The sequence below is a fragment of the Flavobacteriales bacterium genome, from assembly GCA_016715895.1.
Taxonomy (GTDB): Bacteria; Bacteroidota; Bacteroidia; order Flavobacteriales_F; family PHOS-HE28; genus PHOS-HE28.
Window position 1 is genome coordinate 1,900,744 of sequence record JADJXH010000003.1, and the last position, 19,806, is coordinate 1,920,549.

Annotated in this window: 15 protein-coding genes and 1 tRNA gene; 2 read left to right on the forward strand and 14 right to left on the reverse strand. The window is 65.0% G+C overall.

What is annotated here, in order from left to right; all coding sequences use genetic code 11:
- Positions 1-2 precede the first annotated feature (2 nt).
- Together IPM49_08280 and IPM49_08285 are read left to right on the forward strand one after the other, a co-directional pair.
- Positions 3-1,610 carry a glycosyltransferase family 39 protein gene (locus tag IPM49_08280; GenBank protein ID MBK9274522.1) on the forward strand — a complete coding sequence of 536 codons (1,608 nt, stop codon included), beginning with the start codon at positions 3-5 and terminating at the stop codon, positions 1,608-1,610.
- A 13-nt stretch (positions 1,611-1,623) separates the two neighbouring features.
- On the forward strand, positions 1,624-2,787 hold the full coding sequence (locus IPM49_08285; protein ID MBK9274523.1) for an aminotransferase class I/II-fold pyridoxal phosphate-dependent enzyme: 1,164 nt from the start codon (positions 1,624-1,626) through the stop codon (positions 2,785-2,787).
- Between the two features lie 39 nt (positions 2,788-2,826).
- Here the strand turns inward: IPM49_08285 and IPM49_08290 are convergent, their stop codons facing one another.
- The 14 genes from IPM49_08290 to IPM49_08355 form a co-directional block, all read right to left on the reverse strand.
- The gene (locus tag IPM49_08290) at positions 2,827-5,244 is read right to left on the reverse strand and encodes a TonB-dependent receptor (protein ID MBK9274524.1); all 2,418 of its coding nucleotides are present in this window, start codon (positions 5,242-5,244) and stop codon (positions 2,827-2,829) included.
- A 99-nt stretch (positions 5,245-5,343) separates the two neighbouring features.
- The gene (locus tag IPM49_08295) at positions 5,344-5,895 is read right to left on the reverse strand and encodes a hypothetical protein (GenBank protein MBK9274525.1); all 552 of its coding nucleotides are present in this window, start codon (positions 5,893-5,895) and stop codon (positions 5,344-5,346) included.
- Between the two features lie 24 nt (positions 5,896-5,919).
- Positions 5,920-7,125 carry a hypothetical protein gene (locus IPM49_08300; protein ID MBK9274526.1) on the reverse strand — a complete coding sequence of 402 codons (1,206 nt, stop codon included), beginning with the start codon at positions 7,123-7,125 and terminating at the stop codon, positions 5,920-5,922.
- Positions 7,083-8,090: a hypothetical protein gene (locus tag IPM49_08305; GenBank protein MBK9274527.1), complete on the reverse strand. Its 1,008-nt coding sequence runs from the start codon at positions 8,088-8,090 to the stop codon at positions 7,083-7,085. The genes IPM49_08300 and IPM49_08305 overlap by 43 nt, the downstream gene beginning before the upstream one ends.
- A gap of 6 nt (positions 8,091-8,096) precedes the next feature.
- Positions 8,097-9,401 carry a ribosome biogenesis GTPase Der gene (gene der, locus IPM49_08310; GenBank protein ID MBK9274528.1) on the reverse strand — a complete coding sequence of 435 codons (1,305 nt, stop codon included), beginning with the start codon at positions 9,399-9,401 and terminating at the stop codon, positions 8,097-8,099.
- A gap of 103 nt (positions 9,402-9,504) precedes the next feature.
- A complete protein-coding gene (era, locus tag IPM49_08315) occupies positions 9,505-10,380 on the reverse strand; it encodes a GTPase Era (GenBank protein ID MBK9274529.1) in 876 nt (291 codons plus the stop codon).
- Between the two features lie 68 nt (positions 10,381-10,448).
- Positions 10,449-10,521, reverse strand: a tRNA-Met gene (locus IPM49_08320).
- Positions 10,522-10,559: 38 nt separating this feature from the next.
- Positions 10,560-12,488: an ABC-F family ATP-binding cassette domain-containing protein gene (locus IPM49_08325; GenBank protein MBK9274530.1), complete on the reverse strand. Its 1,929-nt coding sequence runs from the start codon at positions 12,486-12,488 to the stop codon at positions 10,560-10,562.
- Between the two features lie 111 nt (positions 12,489-12,599).
- Entirely contained in the window at positions 12,600-13,472 is an 873-nt protein-coding gene (gene gldN / locus IPM49_08330; GenBank protein ID MBK9274531.1) for a gliding motility protein GldN, read from the reverse strand.
- 14 nt (positions 13,473-13,486) lie between these two features.
- Positions 13,487-15,106 carry a gliding motility protein GldM gene (gldM, locus tag IPM49_08335; protein MBK9274532.1) on the reverse strand — a complete coding sequence of 540 codons (1,620 nt, stop codon included), beginning with the start codon at positions 15,104-15,106 and terminating at the stop codon, positions 13,487-13,489.
- 84 nt (positions 15,107-15,190) lie between these two features.
- Positions 15,191-15,979 carry a gliding motility protein GldL gene (gldL, locus tag IPM49_08340; GenBank protein ID MBK9274533.1) on the reverse strand — a complete coding sequence of 263 codons (789 nt, stop codon included), beginning with the start codon at positions 15,977-15,979 and terminating at the stop codon, positions 15,191-15,193.
- A gap of 92 nt (positions 15,980-16,071) precedes the next feature.
- Positions 16,072-17,421, reverse strand: coding sequence for an SUMF1/EgtB/PvdO family nonheme iron enzyme (locus IPM49_08345; GenBank protein ID MBK9274534.1), 1,350 nt, complete (start codon positions 17,419-17,421; stop codon positions 16,072-16,074).
- 104 nt (positions 17,422-17,525) lie between these two features.
- Positions 17,526-18,458 carry a type IX secretion system membrane protein PorP/SprF gene (locus IPM49_08350; protein MBK9274535.1) on the reverse strand — a complete coding sequence of 311 codons (933 nt, stop codon included), beginning with the start codon at positions 18,456-18,458 and terminating at the stop codon, positions 17,526-17,528.
- Positions 18,459-18,590: 132 nt separating this feature from the next.
- Complete coding sequence (locus IPM49_08355) at positions 18,591-19,760, reverse strand: formimidoylglutamase (GenBank protein ID MBK9274536.1); 1,170 nt, start codon at positions 19,758-19,760, stop codon at positions 18,591-18,593.
- Between the last annotated feature and the right edge of the window lie 46 nt (positions 19,761-19,806).

Below are 19,806 nucleotides of genomic sequence, written 5' to 3' on the forward strand. Positions count from 1 at the left end.
CCATGTCGGACATCCTGCGCGACCGGCTGGTGATCGTCCTGGCGGCCCTGCTGCTGTTCGTGCCCGGCCTGGGGGCGGTGCACCTCTTCGACTGGGACGAGATCAACTTCGCCGAGATGGCGCGGGAGATGGTGGTCACCGGCGACGTGCTCCGGCCGCAGATCGACTTCAAGCCCTTCCACGAGAAACCACCCCTGTTCATCTGGCTGCAGGCCGCATGCATGGCCGTGTTCGGTGTGGGCGAGTTCGCCGCACGGCTGCCCAACGCCGTCTGCGGCGCGATCACCCTGCTCGTGATCCACGGCATGGGCACCAGGCTGCGCGGTCCGCTCTTCGGCCGGCTGTGGGCCCTGGCCTACGTGGGCTCCATCCTGCCCCACCTCTACTTCCGCAGCGGCATCATCGACCCCTGGTTCAACCTCTTCATCTTCCTCGGCCTCGACCGCATCATCCGGGTGTTCGACGGGGCGGGAGGAGGCGATGCGGTGTGGGGCGGCCTGTTCCTGGGACTTGCCGTCCTCACCAAAGGCCCGGTGGGCATCCTCATCCCCGGGCTCACCGTCGGCGTCATGCTGCTGCTGTCGCGCCTGCGGCTCCGCCTGCCGATGGTGCCGCTGGTCCGGATGGCGCTCGCGCTCGTGGTCACCATCGGCTCATGGGCCGCGATCGACCTGCTGCGGAACGGACCGACGTTCATGCAGGCGTTCTTCTGGCGCCAGGTGGCCATGCTCACCACGGAGGATGCCGGGCACGGCGGGTTCTTCGGCTACCACGTGGTGGTGTTGCTCGTGGGCTGCTTCCCCGCCTCGCTCTTCGCCCTGCACGAGGGGCTCCGTCCGTCGCCACCGGATGATCCACAGCGCCTGCACCGCCGCTGGATGGTGGTGCTGCTCCTGGTGGTGCTGGTCCTCTTCAGCATCGTGAAGACCAAGATCGTGCACTACAGCAGCCTGTGCTACTTCCCGCTCACCTATCTGGCGGCCGTCCGTCTCGCGCACATCTGGGAGCACCGGGTCCCTTTCGGTCCGTCGCGCTTTGCGCTGGGTGCGTTCGGCAGCCTGATCGCCGCGGTGGTGATCGCGGTGCCCTTCCTGGGCATGCGGCCGGATCTTCTGCGCCCCCTGCTGTCGTCGGACCCCTTCGCCCTGGGCAACCTGGAGGCGGTGGTGCCATGGACGGGCTGGGAGGCACTGGCCGGGGTGCTGCTCGCCGCAGGGCTGCTGGCGGCTCATTTTCTGCATGGTGCAACGCGATATCGAACGAGCATCGTGGTGCTCTTCACCGGCGGCGCGCTCTTCGTCACCACCACCCTGGTCGCGTTCATCAGCAACATCGAAGCATACAGCCAGCGCGCCGCGATCGACTTCTTCACCGCGCGCCAGGGCGAACGGTGCCACCTCGCCACCAAGGACTACAAGAGCTACGCCCCCTGGTTCTACGGACGCACAACGGGACCCACCCCGCCGGAGGAAGTGCTCTTCCATGGTCCCATCGACCGCCCGGTGTACCTCTCGTGCAAAGTGACCTCGGTGGAAGCGGTCCAGGCCCTGGGCACGTTCACCGAGATCGGAAGGAGCAACGGGTTCGTCTTCTTCCGGCGCGATCCATGACCACCCTGCCACCATGACCGACGACCTTTCGCACCTGCTCAACCACCTGGGCGAGGACCGCGCACATGGCTTCGATGCCGTGGTTCCTCCCGTGGTGCAGAGCGGCAACTTCGCCTATCCGACGGTGGCCGCCATGCGCGCCGTGGTGCAACAGGAGTTCGAGCGCCCCTTGTACACCCGGGGCTTCAACCCCACGGTGGCCATCGTGCGCCGGAAGCTCGCCGCGCTGGAGCATGCGGAGGATGCGCTCCTCTTCAGCAGTGGCAGTGCGGCCATCGCCGCCGCGGTGATCGCGTTCACCAAGGCCGGCGACCATGTGGTGTGCGTGCACAAGCCGTACAGCTGGACGAAGAAGCTGTTGAGCGAGCTGCTGGTGCGCTTCGGGGTGGAGACCACCTACGTGGACGGCACCGAGGCGGAGAACTTCCGGCGTGCCTGCCGTCCGAACACCACGTTCTTCATCACCGAAAGCCCGAACTCGCTCACGTTCGAGCTCCAGGACCTGGCCGCCGTGGCCGCCATCGCCCGGGAGCGGGGCATCGTCACGCTCTGCGACAACAGCTTTAACAGCCCGCTGTTCCAGAACCCGATCGACCTGGGCATCGACCTGGTGGCCCACAGCGGCACCAAGTACCTCAACGGGCACAGCGACGTGGTGTGCGGGGTGCTGGCGGGCAGCGCGGCGCACATGCGGCAGGTGATGGCGAGGGAGTTCATGACCCTCGGCGCCGCTCCGAGCCCGCACGACGCGTGGCTGTTGATGCGAGGTCTCCGCACCCTGGAGCTGCGCGTGCATCGGAGCGCCGATTCAGCCGAACGTGTGGCCCGCTTCCTGGAGGCCCATCCCAAGGTGAGGCGGGTGCACTGGCCGGGGCTCGCAAGCCATCCGCAGCACGCGCTGGCCAGGCGCCAGATGCGCCGTTGTGCCGGGTTGATGACGATCGAACTGGACGCATCGGACGAGGCCGCCGTGGAACGCTTCTGCGACAGCCTTCGGCGCTTCCTCATCGCGGTGAGCTGGGGCGGCTATGAGAGCCTGCAATGGCCGGTGTGCGCGCTCAAAGGGCCCAGCGGCTACTACACCGACCTGCCCTTCACGCTGGTGCGCCTGTACATCGGCCTGGAGGATCCCGATCTGCTCATCGCGGACCTGCAGAACGCACTGGCCCGGATGTGACGCGCACACCCGGGCCAGGTATTGCGCTCCGTACGTTCGTCAGAACGAAGCGCGCAGCCCCACCGTGAAGTTCCTGCCCGGCGCGGAAATACCGGAGGAATACGGTCGGTATCGTTGATCCGTGATGTTCTCCACACCCGCGGTCACCAAGAGGACCTTGTTCACCTGATAGCTTCCGTTGAGGTTCAAGGTGTACCACGAGGGCGCATAGGGATTCCCGTTGGCGTCCTTCGCGTAGATGGGAAGCTTGGCCTGTTCGCTCGGGGGCAGCTCATCGAAGGAGAATCCATCACTGATGTCGGCGAACAACCGGGCACGCACCCGACCCTTCTGCCAGGAAAGACCCGCGCTGCCGAACGGCGGAGGTGAATGGCGCAGAGGGACGTCCGTTGTGTTGTCGTCGTCCTGTTCCACGCCATCATGCCAGTTCAGCCGCATATCGAAGCCCAGACCGGACCACAGGCGGGCCTCCAGGGACAGCATGCACCCGACCACACGGGCCTGCGCGGCGTTCTGGATCGCGTCCACACGGCTCGGCTCTCCGTCGTAGACGATGCTGTCCTGGCCGTTGAGCGAGAAGGGACGACGCACCATGGCGTTGTCCAGCAGGACGTAATAGGCACTGCCGCGCACCCGAACCCGCTCGGACACCACCTTCTCGATGCCCAGCTCGGCGCTGTAGGCATGTTCCGGTGCCAGGTCCGGGTTGGGCACGATCACTGCACCCGGCTCGCTATCGAACACCTTGCCGATGTCATCGATGTTGGGTGCGCGGAAGCCCGAGCTGAGGTCCAACGCGATCTTCCAGTCCGTTCCCGGCCGGTACACCATTCCCAGGTTACCGGTCAACGCCGAATTGCTGAGGCTGGTGGAGGTGGCCGGATAGGGGAACAGGGTCGTGTCGAACGTGCACTCCAATGCACTCCAGTTGAACCGGGCGCCTGCGGAGAGGGTGAGGCGCTCGGTGAGATCGAACATGGTGCCGACATACACCGAGCCGGTGCTCCAGGAGGAACCGTCCGGGTAACGCGAATTGATCACGGTCCGCTCCCCGGTCTCCCGATCGACCCGTTCGCCGGTCGACCCGACGGTGTTGGTCACATACTCTCCGCCATAGAAGAGCTGCCCGCGCCTGCCCAGTTCACGTTCCATATCGAGGTTGACGTGGATGCCGGTCACCTCCTCCTCCTGCGTACGGAGGCTTGCGCTGCGGTAGTTCCGGTCGTTCCGGCTCTCCGCGTAGTCCTGATAGGCTACGCTGAGCCGCGCCGTGCTCCAAGGTCCGCTCCGGGCGGTGTGCTTCACGGTGAGCGCACCCATCGACCAGGTCTGCGGCCCATAGTACCACTCGGCCGATCGTGGGGTACCGTTCGAACGCAGTTCGATCAGGCGGTCGTAGCGTGGCACATCGGACGTGGTGCTGTGGTACACGTTCAGGCCGATCTCCACCGCCTCCACCGGGCGGAAGGCCAGCTTGCCGAACAGGTTGATGTTGTCGTAGCCACTGCCCACCTGGAGGTCCGGATCATCGTTCATCACCATGGAATCCACCCCGTTGATCGTCCCCACATACCAAGGGCGCTGATAGTCCTTGGGGCCGGAGGAGCCGGTCCGCAGATCTCCGAACCGCGTGAACGAAGCACTGCCCACGAAAGCCACCCGTCGGCCACCAAGACCGAGGTTCAGGTTGCCGCCGAATTCGTTCGCGGCGCTTCCGTACCGTGCCATCGCACCGCCACGCAACAGCAACGTGCTATCCTGGCTGAAGCGTGGACGGAGCATGTGGAAGTCCATCACCCCCCCGATCGCATCGCTGCCGTAGGTCATCGCACCGGGTCCATGGACCACTTCGGCACGTTCGATGGCGTTCGCATCGGTGCTGATGATGTTCTGTAGGTTGCCGGCTCGGTAAATGGCGTTGTTCATGCGCACCCCGTCCACCACGATCAGGAGGCGGTTGGCCGCGAAGCCGCGGATCATGGGGCTGCCGCCACCGAGCTGGCTTTTCTGCATGAAGACCTCACCCGAGCGCTGGAGCATGTCGGCGGCGGTGCCGGGGTTGTAAAGCGCCACGTCGCGCGGCCGCATCACCGTGATGCGGTCGGGCACGCGCTCCGAGCCCTGCTCCCATCGGTTCACGCTCACCACCGCTTCGCGGAGGGTGAACGGAAGCGCATGAAGTGCCACGCGTGCATCGGCGGCGATGAGCGCGGCCCGCGATATCCGGTGCTCCGCATATCCGAGCGCCGTGAAAATGAGCGTATCACCGGGCAGCCCGTCCACGGAGGTGCGCCCACGCGCGTCCGTGGTACGTCCCATGGTCGGGTCACTGCCGATGATGACGACCCCCTCGAGGGGCCGTTGGTCGTCCTGGTCCACCACCTGCACCATCTGGGCCTTGGCCTTCGGGATGCACAGCAGGAGGACGAGGACCGCAATGGTCCTGTTCAGTATCATGTTCGGTCGAGCGTTGTGAGAACGGGGAACGTGCGTTCCGGAGAGCGCGGTCCACCGCGCCTTCGGAACGACCTCCATCCTCCCCGGTACGGATGAGGATCAGCCGTGCACGCGCCGCTCGGGCGGTGGTGTGCGATCGGCGATCCAACCATCCGCAGGCGACCGGACCGATGCCGAAGGCCAGGCCTGCGCAGAGGCAGCTTGCGCGGGAATGGCCGGTCCTTCCGCGGGGCGGCCGAGGTCGAGCACCATGTGCACCACACGCTCCCTGGACCTGGGCACCCGTCCTTCAAGGTCGCGTGCCACGGCTTCCTTCAAGCCGGCGAAGAGCGCGGTCTCCTGATGGTCCGCGATGCACTGCACCACCACCACCCCATGGGCGCGTACGGTGCGATGCACCACGTCGAACATGCGCCCGTCGGACAGGCGGAACTCACGCCCGGGTTTCACCCAGCGCAGACCGCGCCATTGTTCCGCCGTGAGCGTGAAGGTGGTGAGCTCCTCCTCGGGTACGCCCTGCTTCAACCGGAGCTTCATGGCCCGTTGGATGGAGGCCCTCTGTTGCTCGAACCGGAGCAGAGCACCGAACTGCGCATAGCCCAAGGCCAACAGGGCCGTGAGCAACAGCCAGGGTGCGGCCCGCCGGAGCATGCGCCGAAGGTAGCGGGTGATCGCTTACTGTCCCTGCCGCTCCTCGACCAGGAGCAGCCGCAGGTCATGGATGCCCCGGGCGGCCGTGAGCAGGTCGGACAGCGCGCGGTGATCCGGACCGATCTCCCGCGCGTTCGTCACCGAGAGCTGCGAGCTCACGGTGGCCGTTCCCCCCGTCGATCCCACCTGCACATCGAGCACGGCACCCGGCGAACGCCAGGAACCGGATGCGATGTCCGTCCGCAGGCCCATGCCATCGGGATGCCGCACGCTCACCTCCAGCAGATCGCGCTGCGTGAAGTCCCAGTGGAACGGCAATTCGCGCGCGGCGGCGTCGAACGGGGCCGGTACCGCATGCATGAGCAGGTGCGCCAGGTCGAGGGTCCAGGCGGTGTCGTTGACCCGGCTCAGCCTGGGACCGAGGTCCAGCAGCTGCGTCAGGGTCATGGTGAACGGGGGATCGGTGCCCAACGGCGACGCCTCCTGCCGCAACACCATGCATCGACCCGCATCCTGTGGCCGGTGGCCATAGCCGGTGTGCACAGCGGGATCCGGCTCGGCGTGCGACCAGGCCCCACGGCCCACGGTGCTGAACTGCCCGGCCAGCCGCACCTGCACGCGGGCGGTGCACGTCCCGTTCCGGGGGTCCACATCCACCTCCATCGTGATGTGCCGGCGGTCATGCCCGGGATCTCCCGTGGGAAGCCTCGTGAAGGCGACGTCCTGCGGCCCGTCCATGGCGAGGCGTGTCACATCCGCACGCAGGGCCTGGGTCCCGGCCCAATAGAACGGCAGCTCGTTGGCCAACAGCCCGGTGCGTCGACGCTTGGGGTGCATCCAGAGCATGCCCGCACCATCCTCGATCCCGATCAGCTGTTCCAGGTCCCACACGGGTGTGAGATGGTGGGGCGTGAGCACACCGGCGCGACGATCGAGGGCGTACGCCGTGCTGTGCGCCAGGCGGTGATGGGCGATGAGCTTCACATACAGGTCGTGGCGGCTGATGTCGCGCAGCAACGCATCGGCCACCTGGTCGCCCATGCGCTGATTGGTGCCGCGCACATCGGCGTACCAGTCACGGTCCGGATCGTAGCTGAAGTCCATGGCGATCCGCTCGTGGAGCGCCTCGATCCTCCGTGCGACAGGGAGGTTGGCAAGGCCGGTGGTGGTGGAGGTGATGAACTCCTTCACCAATTGGTTCTGCCGGTCGGGCACCTTCTTGCGGGCCACCGTTCCAACCAGAGCGCGTTCATTTCGCGGTGACGCACCACGTACATCCAGGGCGACCGTTGAACAGGCATGTGGCTCAGCCGGTCGCGCGCCCAGTAGCGCAGGTCCTCCACCTCGAGCCGGAGCACGATGTGGGACAGATCGTCCGCAGGTCGCGCGTTCACTTCGTCCATGCAGCCCGGCAACCCGGTATGACGCCACACGGCGGCCAGGGCCTCCCCGTCCTCCCGGAGGGCATGGGGCCCTTCTCCCGAAAAGCTCAGACCCTGCTTGCGCAGGTAGCGGATGGTGACCTGCTGGGCGCGCACGGGCAGGGCGTCGTGGAAGAAGATGCGCCAGCTGGTGAGGCGTGCCCAGTTGTCCATCCACGGAGCGGAACGCCAGCCCTGCGTGGCCGGCTGGTTCAGGTCGTAGGGCACCATGTACTTCCAGTGGAGCTCCACCACATCGCCGGGTGCGATGCCCGGAAGGTCGAAGGTGAAGGACCAGGCCTGCTCGATGGTGGTGGGGTTCTTCACCGGCCATCGGCGCACGCGCACCAAAGGCTCAAGCGCACGGGCCGACCCGTCCGGCCGCAGCACCCGGGCCGTGAACCGGTCCAGGCGGACGTTCATCCAGCGTGGGCCGGGGTTCTCGGCAAGGGGGTCCCAGATGCGCTCACCCCGGTCCATGGGCGGGTCCAGGCTCTCGGGCAGCTGCACGGAACCGTGCCTCAGGATGTCGACCTCCGTGTCGAAGCGGATGATGCGTCGCCGCTCGAAGAACACGTTCAGGAACTGGGGCTTCACCCCATGGAAGCGTACCTCCAGCGTATCGGCGAGGATGACCGTGCCGTTGGTCCGCTCCCATCCTGGATCCCACACCGGGTCATGGGTCCACGCCTGTGGGCGGTCCAGCATGCCCAGGTCCTGCGCCGCCGCGCTCCACCCCATCGCGGCAAGGCTGGCGATGAGGAGGGCACGCATGGCGGATCACTTCTTCCTCAGAAAGATACGGACGGGGACACCCGTGAAGCGGAAGTGCTGACGCAGCTTGTTCTCCAGGAAGCGCACGTAGGGTGCCTTGATGTACTGGGGCAGATTGGCGTAGAACGCGAAGGAGGGCACCGGCGTGGGCAGCTGGTTGACGAACTTGATCCGGATGGTCTTGCCCTTGTACATGGGCGGTCCCATGCGCTCCACCTCCGGGAGCATCACATCGTTCAACTGGCGGGTGGGGATCTTGCGCTCCCGATCGGCGTACACCTGCATGGCCATCTCCATCACCTTGTGGATGCGCTGCTTCTCCAGCACGGAGGTGAACACCACGGGCACATCGGAGAAGGGCGCGAGCCGCTTCCGCACCTCGGCCTCGAAGGCCTTCATGGTGTTGGTCTCCTTGGCCACCAGGTCCCATTTGTTCACCACCACCACCACGCCCTTGCCGTTGCGCGCGATGATGGAGAAGATGTGAAGGTCCTGCTGCTGCACGCCTTCGGTGGCATCCACGAGCAGCAGGCACACGTCGCTGTCCTCGATGGCGCGCACCGAGCGGATCACGCTGTAGAACTCGATGTCCTCGTTCACGCGCTGGCGTTTGCGGATGCCGGCGGTGTCCAGGAGCATCACGTCGAAGCCGAACACGGTGTAGCGGGTGTGGATGGGGTCGCGCGTGGTGCCGGCCACCGGGGTCACGATGTTCTGCTGGCGGCCCAGAAGGGCGTTCACAAGGGATGACTTGCCCACGTTGGGGCGCCCCACGATGGCCAGCTTGGGCACGTCGGGGAGGGCTTCGGCGCTCGGCTTGCGGAAGCCGGCGACCAGGGTGTCGAGCAGATCGCCGGTGCCGGCGCCGCTCTGGGCGCTGATGCAATGCACCTCGCCCATTCCCAGGGTGTAGAACTCCGCGGCGTCGGCCTGCTTGTCGCCGGTGTCCACCTTGTTGGCCACCAGATGCACCGTTCTCCTCGACTTCCGCAGCATGCCCGCGATCGCCTCGTCCATAGGCGTGAGGCCCTGGCGCACATCCACCAGGAAGAGGATCACATCGGACTCCTCGATGGCCAGCTCCACCTGGCGGCGGATCTCCGATTCGAAGACGTCGTCGCTGCCGGTGACATAGCCGCCGGTATCGATCACACTGAACACCGTGCCGGTCCACTCCACCTGGCCGTAGTGCCGGTCGCGGGTGGTGCCGGCGGTGGGGTCGGTGATGGCCTCCTGCTGCTCGGTGAGGCGGTTGAACAGGGTGCTCTTGCCCACGTTCGGGCGGCCCACGATGGCGACGATGTTGCTCATTCAGTTGCGAGTGGTGAGCGACGAGTGGCGAGTGGCGGTTGGTGATGCACCGGTCCAGATGGGCACCAGCTCACCACTCGCCACTCGTCGCTCGCAACTCTCATCAGTATCCGTAGTTCCGAAGCTTCTTCTTGTCCTCGCGCCAATCGGGGTCGGCCTTCACCTTCAGGTCAAGGAAGACCTTGGTGCCCACGAAGCGCTCGATCGCCTCCCGGGCCTGGGTGCCCAACCGGCGCAACGCCCTGCCCCCTTCACCGATGAGGATGGCCTTCTGGCTCTCACGCATCACGATGATGTCGGCCTGGATGCGGGTGAGGGTGGAGCCCTCCTCATAGCTGTTCACCACCACTTCACAGCTGTATGGCACCTCCTGCTTGTAGAGGGCGAGGATGCGTTCGCGCACCAGTTCGGCCACGAAGAAGCGCATGTTGCGGTCGCTGAGCTCGTCCTTGGGGAAGTAGGGCGGATGTTCGGGCATGGCCTGCACCAGATGCTGGCGCAGTTCGTCGACGTGGAACCCGTGGAGCGCCGAGACCGGCACCACCTTCGCCGTCGGCAGCGCCTCCTGCCAGCGCTGACAGGCTTCCAGCACCTCGTCCTCCCCGCCCAGGTCCACCTTGTTCACCAGCACGAGCAGGGGACAGCCGGCCCGTCGCGCGCGGTCGAGCAGTGCCTGCGAGCGGTCAGGACGCTGGCGCAGCTCCACAAGGACCACCAGCACATCGGCATCGCGCAAGGCCTCATCGACCGCGGCCATCATGCGTTCCTGCAGACCGTATTGCGGCTCCAGGATGCCGGGCGTGTCCCCGATCACCAACTGATGGTCCGGGCCGTTGATGAGCCCGAGGATGCGGTGGCGGGTGGTCTGGGCCTTGGGGTTGGTGATGGCCAGGGGCTCACCGAGCAGCGCGTTCAGCAGGGTGCTCTTCCCCGCGTTGGGCATGCCGATGATGTTGACGAAACCGGCGCGGTGGCTCATGGCTCTGCGAAGATGGGAGCGGGAGGGGCTGAAAGAAAGAGCCCGGTCGATCGGACCGGGCTCTTGTGTAGCGGGGGCAGGACTCGAACCTGCGGCCTTCGGGTTATGAGCCCGACGAGCTACCATCTGCTCCACCCCGCAGTGGACCGCAAAGGTAACATTCTTTCGTTGCGGATGAACTAGGCCTCCACGTCGAGCTCATCGAGGCGGGCGGAGGCGGCCTCCCAGTCGGCCATCACGGCGGCGATGCGCTGGGCCAGTTCGCCGAGCCGGGCGTAGCCCTTGTCCAGTTCGGCGGCGGGCAGGCCGGCGGCCATCACCTTGGCCTGCAGGGCCTTTTCCTCCTGCTCCAGGGCGGCGAGCTCCTTTTCCGCACGCTCCACCTGGTTCTGCACCCGGCGGCGCTCCTTCTCACGCTCCTTGCGCTCGTGGTAGTCGCTGCGCTGGCCGCTGGCGGCCTTCGCCGGTGCGGTCCGCGCACTGCTGGCGCCCATGTCGGCGGCCTGCAGGGCCTTGCGCTTCTCGATCAGCTCCAGGATGTCCAGATGCTGATCGCGGATGCGGCCGCCGTCGAGCTCCAGGATGCGGTGGGTGAGGCCATGCAGAAAATCGCGGTCGTGGCTGACGAGCAGGAAGGTGCCGTCGTAGTTCTTGAGCGCCTCCTTGAGCACGTCCTTGCTCTGGATGTCCAGGTGGTGGGTGGGTTCGTCGAGCAGCAGGAAGTTCAGCGGGCGCAGCAGCATGCAGCACAGGGCCAGGCGGGCACGTTCGCCGCCGCTGAGCACCTTCACCTTCTTGTCCACGTCCTCCCCGCTGAAGAGGAAGGCCCCGAGCATGGCGCGCACCCGTGGTCGGTTCTCCTCGCTCGCGGCATCCTCCGCGGTCTCCAGCACGGTGCGCCTGGGCTCCAGCCGCTCGGGCATGTCCTGAGCATAGTAGCCCAGCACAACGCCATGTCCCAGGCGGATCTCGCCCTCGAACGGCTCCTCGCCCACCATCATGCGGATGAGCGTGCTCTTGCCCGTGCCGTTGGCACCCACCAGGGCCAGGTGCTCGCCCTTGCCGATGGTGAGCTCGGCATGGCTGAAGATGCGCTTGGGACCGTAGGCCTTGCTCACGTCCTTCACCTCGGTGATGAGCTTGCCGGCATGCGGCGCGGGCGGGAAGCGTACGACCAGCTTTCGGAGGTCCTCGTCCTCCACCTCGATGCGGTCAAGGTTCTCCAGCTTGGTGATGAGGCTCTGGGCGAATGCGGCCTTGCTGGCCTTCGCCCGGTACTTGTTGATGAGCTCCTGGGTCTTCTCGATGTACTTCTGCTGGTCCTTCGCGGCGGCCATCTGCTGCTCGCGTTCCACCTTGCGCAGCTCCACGTACTGGCTCCAGGGCACCTTGCGGTCGATCAGCTCGCCGCCTGTGACCTCCAGGGTGCGCTTGGTGAGGCGGTCCAGAAAGGTCTTGTCGTGGCTGATCAGCACCAGCGCGGCCGGATAGGTGCGCAGCAGGTCCTCGAGCCATTGGATCGCGGGCAGGTCGAGGTGGTTGGTGGGTTCGTCCAGCAACAGCAGGTCGGGCTGCAACAGCAGGATGCGGGCCAGCTCGGCGCGCATGCGCCAGCCGCCGCTCAGCTCGGCCAGCGGGCGGTGGATGTCCTCGCCCACGAAGCCCAGGCCCTTCAGCATGCGTTCCACCTGCTGGTCATGGTCGGCCACCCCAAGGGCGTTGAGCCGCTCATGGGCATGGGCCAGCATGGTGGCCAGTTCCATCTGCTGCTCCACCTCGGTGGCCGTTTCCAGCTCCTTCTCGATCCGGTCGAGCGAGGCGCGCAAGTGCTGGGCCTCTTCGAAGGCCTTCTCGGCCACCTGACGCGGGCTGAGGGTCAGGTCGTGGTCCATCTGCTGGGGCAGGTAGCCCAGGGTGAGCTCACGCGGACGACCGATGCTGCCCTTGTCGTAGGCCTGCTGGCCGGCCAGGATCTTCAGCAGGGTGCTCTTGCCGGCCCCATTGCGCCCCACCAGGCCGATGCGGTCGTCGCTCCCGATGAAGAACGACACCCCGTCGAACATGGGGCGCTGGCCGAAGTGCAGCGTGAGACCGGAGACGTCGATCATGGCCGGATGGGCGGAAAAGGCCGCAAAGGTACGGGCTTCCGGGCCACCTGGTGGGCGTGAACGACGAAGCCCCCCGCGGTGCGGAGGGCTTCGGTCGACGGCTAAGGCCGCTTAGAAATTCCAGAGGTCGTGCTCGAACTCGAAGAGCGACTGCTTGATCTCCTCGCCCTCCAGCAGCGCATCCAGGCCCGTGCGGTACTGGTTGATGCTGCGGTCATACACGTTGCTCCACTTGATGATCGTGCTGCTGAACTGGCGCTTCCAGAAGAGGTCCTCGTAGCTGCGCCGCTCGGCATCGTTCTCCCGGTTGAAGACGTCCCAGTTGGCGAAGACATAGCGGCACTCGGGGAAGTACAACCAGAACAGGGTCTGAAAGCCTTTGGACTCGCCGTCGTCGCCGATCTTCTCCCGCATGGGCGCGATGCCGATGATGCGGATGTCCATCGAGCTGCGCTGTTTATCGAAGACCCAGTCCTCCTTGATGCGGTAGCGCTTCACCTCGGCCGATTCCAGCGGGATCTCCTGCACCACCTGGATGAACTCCCCGGGGTTGCTGGGGTCCTCGGTGAGCTGGGTGTCCACCTTCATGAACATGTCCTTGAGCTCGCTGGGGGGCAGCGCCTTCTTGAACTCATCCTCATCGCCCAGGGCACCGGCGCTGTAAGCCGTGATGGAGCCATCGGTGAGCAGGGCCTGGCGGATGACGTCGAACAGGCTTTTCCGGTCGCTGATGGGCGTCACGGGGTAGTACAACGGGTGATTGATCTTCTCACGAAGGTCGATCTCGCGCCACACGCGGCGGGCCCACATCACATCGGCCTCACGGATGTGGGCGTAGGGCACCACCCGCTTGGTCTTTGTATGCTCCTTGATGTACGCCCCGTCCAACACGGTCTGTGCCGTGGCGGTGCCGGCGAACGACGCGAGCAGTACCGACCCGATGAGGGCGGCCTGCAGGGAACGGACGACGTGCTTCATGGTCATGGGGCGTTGGTTCATCAAACGACCTTCAACGACAGGGAGGCGATACCGGTGACGGTGCCATCAGGCTTGCGGACCTTGATGTTGTCCACATAGACCTTGCTGCCCACCTTCACCTTGCTCAACAACTCCTTCTGGTCGGCGTTCAGGGTGTTGCCTTTGTTGCTCTTCTCCGCATACGTGCCGGAGACCGACACGCCGATGTTGAACTCGACCACCTCGAACTTCAGGTCGAACTCGAAGCCCTCCATCTTGGCAATGACGCCCAGGGCGGCGGTGAGCTCGGCCTTCTTCACCGTGGCATCGCCGGCACCCTTGCCGGCGAACTGCGGCGTCGGGTTGGGCACGGACTTCACGCGGAACTTCACGCCCGGCATGCTCTTGCGCTGGCCGTTGGGCATCTCCACGCTGACGTTCACCGTGGCTTCGGTGCCCTTGCCGGGCTTCACGATGTAGCCCTGAGCGGCCTTGGTGATCGAGCCATTGTCGATGCTGGGCGTGATCTTGTCCGCGCTGAAGCCGGGCACGCTGACGTCCACCGGATTGTCGATGCCGCGGTAGAACACGTTCATCTTGGTGGGGCTCACCACCACGTTGGGCTGGGCCACCTCGTAATTGGCATAGAAGGGGTAGCGCTTCTCCGCCTGGCCGGCCTGCTTGAACTTGATGATGCCCTTCCACTCCTTGGACCCGACACCCTGCCCCGGGAGGCGCAGCTTGCCTTTGCCATCGATCCCGATGGGGACGATCTCCTTGTCGCCGATGACCTCCATCTTCACCGTATCGATGGTGCCGTTCTTGCTCAGCTCCACAACGGGAGGGTTCAGGGGGTCATACCCGGCGAGGTACACATCGGCGCGGAACGAATCGCCCACGGTGATGTAGTTGCTGACGGGCAGCACCACGGGGGCGAGCTCCGAGAATTTCATCGCCGCACCTTCCACCTCACCCATGAGGTAGCTCACGCATTCGTTCTCCACGTTGCGGACGTCGCTCTGCAGCTTGGACAGGATGGTGATGCCGGCGGCGAGGGGAACATGGTAGAAGTTGATGCTCTCCCAATTGTTCATCGTGCCGGACGCATCACGGCGGTCGCTCAGATCGAACACACGCTCCACCTGGGCCACAAGGCCCGGGTTGCTGGCGGCCACCTGCTTGATCTTGTCGCGAAAGGCCTCGATCTTGCCCCGCAGCTCACGGGCGGTCAGTTCGCCCTCCTTCGGCTTGCTGGGTTCGGAGCCGACCATCAATTCCGTGATCTTGTTGTTGTCGTCCTTTTTGCCCACCAAGGCCAGGTTGATGATGGTGTCACGGCCTTTCTCGTCCTTGCCGATCACCTTGTCCTCGGGAAGGCCTTCGGTCGCGGAGATCACCTTCACCTTCACGCGGTCGATGTGCGCCAGAAGGTCCGAGGCCATGGCCTGCACCGCCTGTGCCTCACCCCACGCCTTTCCGTATTTCTTGGGGTTCTCCGCGGCGAGCCCCGAGAAGCTCGCGTAGGTGGCGTCCATCTTGTCCTTCAACGTCAACTTGGTGGTCTCCAGACCGTTGTTCACGGTCACGAAGCTGTCCAGGATCTCCTTGGACACGTTCAAGGCCAGAAGGGCGGTCAACACGAGGTACATCATGTTGATCATCTTCTGACGCGGTGTCTGTTTGCCACTTGCCATGGTTCTACCAGCGGGTTTTGGTCCGTGCTAGGTCAGGGATGCAAGCGGCGCTCAGCGCACCGTCATGGCGTTCAGCATGTTGCCGTACACCGTGTTGAGCTTCTGGAGGTTGTCGCTCAGTTGGGCGATGTTGTCCTTGTAGCGCTTGGTGTCGTCCACGCTGTTGCGCAGGTTGGTGAGCAGTTCGCCCACGCCCTCGAACATCTGGTTGGCGGCCTCGAGCTTCTCGCGGCTGCTGCGCAGCTGCATCTCGTACATCTCGTTCAGCGCGCTGAGGTTCTGGCTCATGCGGCTGAGGCTCTCGCCGGCGCTCTTGCCCGCGTCCACGTTGTCCGTGAGGCCCACGAGGCTCTCGCTCGCCTTGGCGTAGCTGTCGCTGAGGCTGCTCACCTTGGTGCTGGCGTCCTTCAGGCTGTTCGCGTACTCGTTGGTGGCGGCGGCGGCGCCGGTGATCTCGGTCATCTGCTTGGCCTGATCGCTCAGGGAGCGCATGCCGTTGCCCAGGCTTTCGATGAGCTCGGGCTCGATCTTGGCGGCCTCCAGCATGTCATCCAACTGCTCCGTGATGGAACGCTGGTCGTCCTTGCGGAAGTCGTCACCCTCGGCGCGTTCGCCCGTGGCGAGCTCGGGGTACACCAAGCTCCAATCGGGGTCCTCGTGCGGGGGTTCGAAGGCCGAGAAGAAGAAGATGATGGCCTCCGTACTGAGGCCCAGGATGAGGAAAAGGTCCGCAGCGGGCCAGTGCTGGATCTTGAACAGCGCGCCCACGATCACGACCGCGGCACCGATCCCGTACAACTTGGCCATGAAGTTCTTCCACTTCTTGCTACCGGGTTTCATCGTTCGTCCTTGCGTTTTAGGTTGATCTGAAGAGTTGGTCCTTCTATCGAGCGGCCCCGTGCAGGTTCAGTGCGGAGGCTGTTCTTCTGGTCTTAGAGGTCCTCGGCATTGACGGCCTTTCCGCGGCCCAGGTAGGTCATCACGCTGCGGAAGCCGATGTAGCACTTGGAGGTGTCCTGGTATTCGTAGCTGCGGGTGCCGGTCTGCAGGTACCAGCCGATGTCCTTCCAGGAGCCGCCGCGGATCACCTTGCGCTTGAGCGAAGGCGGGTCGTTGGCCAGGGCATCATAGCTGTACTCGGGGTTCAGGTCGTGGTCGAAGTCGTACACCGCCTCATCGAAGGCCGTGCTGGTCCACTCCGCCACGTTGCCGGCCATGTTGTAGAGGCCATAGTCGTTCGGCGAGTAGCTGTCGATGGGCACGGTGTGGAAGCCACCGTCGTCCGTGTAGTTCCCGTGCAGGGGCTTGAAGTTGCCCAGGAAGCAGCCCTGACGGTTGCGGATGTACGGACCGCCCCAAGGATAGGGTTGGAGGTCAAGGCCCCCGCGTGCGGCGTACTCCCACTCGGCCTCGGTGGGCAGTCGGAAGCGGTTCACGAAGGGCTCCTCCTGCGAGCTCAGCCAGCTGTTCATCAGCATGGAGCGCCACACGTTGAAGGCCGTGGCCTGCGTCCAGGTGATGCCCACCACGGGATAGTCGTCGTAGGCCGGATGCCAGAAGTAGTTCTCGGTCATCGGCTCGTTGAAGGAGTAGGTGAAGTCATGCACCCAGGCGAGCGTGTCGGGATACACGTTGATCACCTCCTTGATGATGAACTTGCTGCGGTCGCTGTGGCCGCGGATGGCATTGTTCTGGCCCTTGGTGTTCGTGTAGCTCAGGTCCAGGTCACGTCCGGCCTTCCTGGCGGCCTCCTTGAGGTCGATCCAGTAGTACTCGAACATGAGCTTGCGGGTGTCGATCTCCTTGCGGCGATAGAACTGCTCGCTCTCGCTGTAGAACATGTCGGCCAGGGCCTCGCGCTCCTCCTCGCCATACCAGTTGATGCGTTCGCGCCAGTTGATGATCGGGGGATCGATCTCCTCGCCGAACTCATCCTCACTGATGACGTGCTCCCCGATGTCGTCCTCACCCAGCAGCTTCTTCGCGGTGCTGTCGATGACGTAGTACACGAACTGACGGTACTCGTTGTTGGAGATCTCCGTCTGGTCGATGTAGAACGCCTGGACCGAAACGGTCTTGCTCTTGGAGACCATGGCGTAGGGGGCGTCCTGATCGCTGGGTCCCATGGTGTAGCTGCCCATGGGGATGTAGTTCATCCCGTAGGGGTCCACCTGGTACCAGTCCGGACGTCCGACGACGCCGATGAGCTGCCCCTGCCCGCCGCCGCCGCAACTGGCCAGCAAGCCGACAGCGCCGATGTAGATGATGGGACGAAGTTGCATGGGTTCCTCCGTTTGTGCCGTTCGACCGTTGGGGCCTTGGGTCCGGGTAAGCGAACACTTCAGGCTAGACTTCCTACGGCCGTGCAGGTGTTTGGGTTACCGTCTTACAGGAAGCGGATGTTCCGGTAGATCTCGAGCTTCTCCGGCTTGATGATCTTGAAGCAGTAGTTCAACATCACCTCGTGGCTGCCACTGCTGTAGTTGCTCAGCTGGGAGGTGGTCACATCGTAGCTGTACCCCAGGCGGATGCTGGAGTTGCCACTGGGGAATTTGTACTGATAGCCGATCATGGGAGCGATGGCATCCTCGGTACGGTAGGTAACGCCCAGCCAGACCATGTCATTGTACAGGAAGGTGGCGTTCACATCGAGCTGCGTGGTGGCCGCGTCGCTCTTGACGAGGACGCTGGGCTGGAGCACATACTTCTTGTTGCCCCCGATGGCCCAGTCGTAGCCGCCCTGCAGGAAATAGTGGCGGGCGTTCTTGATGCTCACCTCTTCCAGGGCGGTCTCCGGAAGCTGGGTGCTGCTGATGCCCACCCAGAAGGTGGGGGCCACGTAGTAAAGGCCTGCGCCAAGGTCAAAGCCGGCATCGGAAACACCGGCGTCGGGGATGGCGTCGTCATTGGCCACCGGGTCCACGGCCACCCAGTCGCTGCCCAGGGAGCGGCTGGTCATGCCCGCATAGATGCCCACCCCGAAGGTGCCGGGCCCGAACTTCCGGTGGAAGGAATAGCTGAGGCGGGCGATGGTGCCCTTCTGCTGCCCGAGCTGGTCCATGTACACGGAGAGGCCCACCCCGCTGCTGATCTTGCTGATCGGCATCTGGAAGTTGAAGAGGCCGGTCTTGGGCGCACCCTCGAAGCCGCTCCACTGCTGGCGCAGCAGGGCGGTGACGCACATGTTGCCGCTGGTGCCGGCCACGGCCGGGTTCACCGACAGGCGGTCGAACATGTATTGGGTGTACTGCGGTTCCTGTTGGGCGTGCACAACACCCATCAGGCCCGCGCAAAGCGCTGCGGTCAGTTTCCCCCTCATCCTTGGTTCCGTTCTGGGCCGGCCGTCATGGGACGAAAGTCCCCTCGGGACCGGCGTTGATCCCGGCGCCAATATAGCAAAGATCCGGACCGTCCAAATTTCCCCAAGCCCAGCAGGGGCGGGCGAAGGCGGTCAGGCCAGCTTCTGGAAGGTGCGCCACCAGCGGTCGGGCACCTCCTCCCGGCAGGCCATCTGGTAATCCGCGTAGCTGCACGGCACCAGATGGTGACGTTCGAACCGCGCCTCCTGTTCGGCCCTGTAAGGCACGTCCATCCACCAGCGATCGCTCACGGCGCTCTTGTAGAACACCAGCTCCTGCTCGTTGCCCCGGATGGGGATCCGGAACCGGGTGAACCGCTTCCGGTCCAGCCACGGCAGATCGTTGGTGCGCGAGCGGAAGCCATCGAGGAAGCACCAGATCATCTGGGCCGCCAGTTGGGCGGTGACCCCGTCCTGGTCGCGGCCGGGATCCAGTTCATAGAGCCCCACGGACGAGATCTTCTCGCTGATGCCGGCATAGCGCATGAGCTGGCAGACCTCCTCGGCGTGGAACCCGTTGGGACCGGGCCGGGTGGTCCCCGGTGCATCACTGCGCCGCACGGCGGCAAGGTCGACGCTCAAGGTGTCGCCATTGCGGAGCACCGGTTCAGCATCGGCCAGATGGTCGCGCAGCTCGCCCAAGCGATGGGCATCGAAGAAGAGCTTGTCCATCAGCTCGATGCCGGGCTGATCCACGAGGTAGGTCTGGAAGCCGAGGTTGCTGTAGTTGAACAGGTAGTTGGGCTGACGCAGCACGATGTGGCTGAGGTAGCTGCTGTCGGCCAGGCCCTGCCCGGGCTCGCCCAGGTCGAAGCGCGCATCGATGCAGACCAGGTTGGCCGTGCGCTCCAGCTTCTCGTAGGCCAGGTACTGGGTGAAGGTGTGGCCCTGCCCACCGCCCAGGATGATGGGCACGATGCCGCGACGCACCAGTTCGGCGATGGACTCGGCGAGCGCATGCTGGGTATCCTGCGCACTGGCACCGGGATGGATGTCACCGAGGTCCACCAACTGGAGCCGGCCCTGGGGGCGGAAGAGCGGATACAGCTGCTCGCGGATGGCATCCGGGGCCTCCACACAGCGTCTTGGGCGCGCGTGGCCGGGATCGTCGAGCACCCCGATCAGCGCCACCTGGGCCCCTTCCAGCTCAGGAAATCCGGCAGGACCGTGGAAGTGCGCCCCGTCGCCCAGGGTGTGGGCCGCATGGTCGGGGCGTTGGGCACCGAAGCGGGGGCTGGGACGGAAGTAGAGGCTGATGTCCATGCGTGACCCGGACCGTGGCTCCGGTCCTGGCGAAGGTCCGACGCTG

Bases quoted from the DNA above. Each gene is read 5' to 3' on its own strand.
- IPM49_08350 (MBK9274535.1), bottom strand. From the start codon at position 18,458: ATGAGGGGGAAACTGACCGCAGCGCTTTGCGCGGGCCTGATGGGTGTT.
- IPM49_08305 (MBK9274527.1), bottom strand. From the start codon at position 8,090: ATGCGTGCCCTCCTCATCGCCAGCCTTGCCGCGATGGGGTGGAGCGCG.
- gldM (MBK9274532.1), bottom strand. From the start codon at position 15,106: ATGATCAACATGATGTACCTCGTGTTGACCGCCCTTCTGGCCTTGAAC.
- IPM49_08295 (MBK9274525.1), bottom strand. From the start codon at position 5,895: ATGCTCCGGCGGGCCGCACCCTGGCTGTTGCTCACGGCCCTGTTGGCC.
- IPM49_08290 (MBK9274524.1), bottom strand. From the start codon at position 5,244: ATGATACTGAACAGGACCATTGCGGTCCTCGTCCTCCTGCTGTGCATC.
- IPM49_08325 (MBK9274530.1), bottom strand. From the start codon at position 12,488: ATGATCGACGTCTCCGGTCTCACGCTGCACTTCGGCCAGCGCCCCATG.
- der (MBK9274528.1), bottom strand. From the start codon at position 9,401: ATGAGCAACATCGTCGCCATCGTGGGCCGCCCGAACGTGGGCAAGAGC.
- gldL (MBK9274533.1), bottom strand. From the start codon at position 15,979: ATGAAACCCGGTAGCAAGAAGTGGAAGAACTTCATGGCCAAGTTGTAC.
- IPM49_08355 (MBK9274536.1), bottom strand. From the start codon at position 19,760: ATGGACATCAGCCTCTACTTCCGTCCCAGCCCCCGCTTCGGTGCCCAA.
- IPM49_08280 (MBK9274522.1), top strand. From the start codon at position 3: ATGTCGGACATCCTGCGCGACCGGCTGGTGATCGTCCTGGCGGCCCTG.
- IPM49_08285 (MBK9274523.1), top strand. From the start codon at position 1,624: ATGACCGACGACCTTTCGCACCTGCTCAACCACCTGGGCGAGGACCGC.
- era (MBK9274529.1), bottom strand. From the start codon at position 10,380: ATGAGCCACCGCGCCGGTTTCGTCAACATCATCGGCATGCCCAACGCG.
- gldN (MBK9274531.1), bottom strand. From the start codon at position 13,472: ATGACCATGAAGCACGTCGTCCGTTCCCTGCAGGCCGCCCTCATCGGG.
- IPM49_08345 (MBK9274534.1), bottom strand. From the start codon at position 17,421: ATGCAACTTCGTCCCATCATCTACATCGGCGCTGTCGGCTTGCTGGCC.